Origin of the sequence: Caldisericum sp., assembly GCA_022759145.1 — a bacterium.
GTDB lineage: Bacteria > Caldisericota > Caldisericia > Caldisericales > Caldisericaceae > Caldisericum.
Genome location: JAEMPV010000089.1, coordinates 1 through 3,115, shown reverse-complemented (window position 1 = coordinate 3,115; position 3,115 = coordinate 1). Strand labels below are relative to the sequence as shown.

Below are 3,115 nucleotides of genomic sequence, written 5' to 3'. Positions count from 1 at the left end.
ATTTGAGATACTCTGCTTCTGAAACAAGAAGGATATTGAAGGATAGAGGAGTGATTTAAAGAACCTTAAAAAGAGTTTTCGTCCATTAGGTCTAAATAAGAAGTAAGTTTTTTTGAGACTAAATTATTGAACTTCTCTTTCATTTGTTGGTGATGGACAATCAAAATAACAACAATAGTATCTTCACTCATAATGAACACCATTCTAAAAGGTTTGCTCTTAGGGAAATCCCTGTATTCATATACATGCTCATCAAAATTCCTTTCTTTTAACCTCTTAAGAGCCTTTTGTGGTAATCCTTCAACAATGCCTACCTTTCGAGATTTTAGAGCAGACTGAATATCTATATTCTGTAAATCTTCAAGCTTAGAAATAAGCAAATCTTCAATCTCTTTGTTTTTATCTGAAAAATCTTTTAAATTCTTTTCTGCAAGTTTGCTAAGTTTTACCTTATACAAACTCTATCTCCCTAATTTTTTCTTTAGTTCATCAAGAGAAATAGTTTCTTCGTTACTATCAAAGAAATTATTGATACTATCTTCTACTTGCTTTAAGTAGAACTGCTTGAAAAGTATCTCTTTAAAAGCTTTGTCACCTATTAACTTTCTCAACAATTTCATTGAGACAATTGCTGTTGAAGGAGTGCCTCTATTTGTTAGTATGACTATACTCCCTTTTTTAGCTACATCCCTGTTAATCTCGGTAAACTTTACCCGTGCTTCTTTTATCGAGAAGACTCCTGAAGTTTCTACATTCTCTGTTCTCTCCATTGCTTACCTCCTTGTGACTACTTTAGTAGTCACTTAAAAGTATAACATTTTTTTAACTACTGTCAAGAGGGTGTATGAAGTAAGCTATTACAAGCCCTATCGTTATCTTACAAGAAACTATTCAAAACACTTAAATTTTAACGACAAGACCCTCAAATGTATAAAAGATATTATCCCCCTCTAAGTCTTCGCATTTAGCATAATCAAGAATGTAAGAGGTATATTTAAAAGAGGAATTAGCAAAATAAGTTTTGAAATAAGTGCCATGAGAATAAAATAAAAGGAAAATGGGTTAAGCATGAGGATCGAAAATAATGATGAAAAACTCTTATTAATAAATAGAATTAGAAATAGAACAATAGGTAAAATGGGTAAACAACGTTTGAAACTAAAAAATAGTTAATGGAGGAACAAATGACAAAGCAGGAACTTGAATTTAGAGTTATGAATATTATCGAGAGGGTTCTAAAAGGTCAGCCGGTAGAAGATGATTTTGTTGAGCTTAAGTCGGAGTGGATTGAACCTTCACAAGCTGCTCGTCGCATTGCTGCTCATGCTAACTGTGCACGAGGAGAACCGATACTCTGGATTATAGGGTTAGACGAGAAAGGTGGCTTAATTAATGCGGACATGAATGAAGTTTCAAATTGGTATAATGGTGTAAAATCCTATTTTGATGAGGGCGTATATCCAAATTTAGACAAGTGTATTAATGTACCCTATCAGGGTAAGACTGTTGTTGCTCTATTGTTTGAGACTGACAGAGCACCGTATGTTATAAAGAACAAAGCTGGCGGGCAAATTACAAGAGAAGTGCCATGGAGAAGTGGCAACAGAACTGATTCTGCAAGGAGATCAGACCTAATAAAAATACTTGTTCCTATTAATCTAAAACCTGATTTTGAAATTGTTAATGGCTCGGTATCTTTAGCTAATCTTGATCAGGGAAAAATGAAACAGATAGATCTCAGATTAGTGTTATATGTTACTCCTCGTACAAAGGGTTTACTCGTGATTCCGTATCATAGGTGTAAAGGAGTAATCAGATTGTCTTCTGATTCGGAAATTGACTTGGATATAATAAATCTCAGTGCGCCCACAATGTTCAGGGATGGTGGTATTGAACAAGATTCTTTAACAGTCCGAAACACACATAGTGAAATTGTAATTAGTGGACCGGGTACGGTAATTCTGAGAGGTTATGGTAAGGCGGAAAATATTCCAGACAACTTAAGTAATACTATCGAGGCAAGAATATCAATTAAACATGATCCTGAATCTGAAATGCCAATCATATTATCTCCTGCTTTTATCATAGGTGATAAGAATAACAATAGCGAAATTGCAAGATGGATTCTAAAGCATTGAACTTGTGATAATGAGATTATAATATCCTGCGAGAGGTTTCCAATTGAACCATATGAGCAAAAGAAACGATGGACCGTTACCTGAATCAAAAGAGTTACTTAATGCATTATTAACAGAAACACAAAAAGAAATAGTGGAAAGAGCAATACAAGAAATTAAAGAGAACCCTGAGAGTTATAATATTGACTTCTTCTGGGGGTTAGATGCTTCGATAGGTGGTGTGGGCGGATACTGTATGCCGTTTGATGTAACACGTAATCCTTTCCCAACCGGAATTGGCAGAAGTCTTTTCCGTCCATTGCAGTATGCAGCTTCAGACATAGAAATGGGAAAGGATATATACTTCCATGCAAGGCATGTTGTTCAAGATGCAGGCTTGCATTTAGAGATGGTTACTGGTTTTGTGCTTTTGAAGACGAGCAACAGGATTGGAAAGATAAGTTTGCCATTTAAGAAACGGACCTTGGGGCAATCCATTAGTGAGCTCGAAAAAAGAAAAGTTTTACCACAACATTTAATTGGGCCATTAAATCTTTTCAAAGAACTGTACAATAAATCTAAGCACGACGTTAACCAAGATGAAGAAAGAGAAAGGTTGTTCTCCCCTGCCGATGCTTTGATAGCTTACATCTCAGCAAGAATCCTTGGCAAGGAACTACTCAGGCCTTATTACAAAGAAATTTTAGAACAAATAAGAAAAGACATAGAGAAATTGAACTGCACTGGTGTAAATTTTTAAGTACCCTTAATTAGTTTACATGAGACTAAAAAACTTGATAGCTAGGAAAAGCAAAGAGTTATTGATTTTTGATGCAATACATGAAATAAATACTACCAATTGGGTTGTTACCTCAGGAAATTTTTGTAATCGTGGTGTTTTTAATTTATATCTTCCTTGGATAATATTATTTCGTTAACCACCTCTAACTCATCTTTGCCAGATTTTCTCCTTTTTTGAGCAGTTTCAAAATATAGTT

The 3,115-nt window shown here is 34.6% G+C and carries 4 protein-coding genes; 2 read left to right on the top strand and 2 right to left on the bottom strand.

All coding sequences use genetic code 11. The features are described from left to right. Positions 1 to 65: 65 nt before the first annotated feature. On the bottom strand, positions 66 to 458 hold the full coding sequence (locus JHC30_05960; GenBank protein ID MCI4463695.1) for a hypothetical protein: 393 nt from the start codon (positions 456 to 458) through the stop codon (positions 66 to 68). Positions 459 to 461: 3 nt separating this feature from the next. Further along, positions 462 to 770: a type II toxin-antitoxin system prevent-host-death family antitoxin gene (locus JHC30_05955; GenBank protein ID MCI4463694.1), complete on the bottom strand. Its 309-nt coding sequence runs from the start codon at positions 768 to 770 to the stop codon at positions 462 to 464. 414 nt (positions 771 to 1,184) lie between these two features. Between JHC30_05955 and JHC30_05950 the strand changes: the two genes are divergently transcribed. Both JHC30_05950 and JHC30_05945 read left to right on the top strand, forming a co-directional pair. Next, the gene (locus JHC30_05950; GenBank protein MCI4463693.1) at positions 1,185 to 2,138 is read left to right on the top strand and encodes a hypothetical protein; all 954 of its coding nucleotides are present in this window, start codon (positions 1,185 to 1,187) and stop codon (positions 2,136 to 2,138) included. Between the two features lie 52 nt (positions 2,139 to 2,190). Beyond that, on the top strand, positions 2,191 to 2,877 hold the full coding sequence (locus JHC30_05945) for a hypothetical protein (GenBank protein MCI4463692.1): 687 nt from the start codon (positions 2,191 to 2,193) through the stop codon (positions 2,875 to 2,877). Positions 2,878 to 3,115 lie beyond the last annotated feature (238 nt).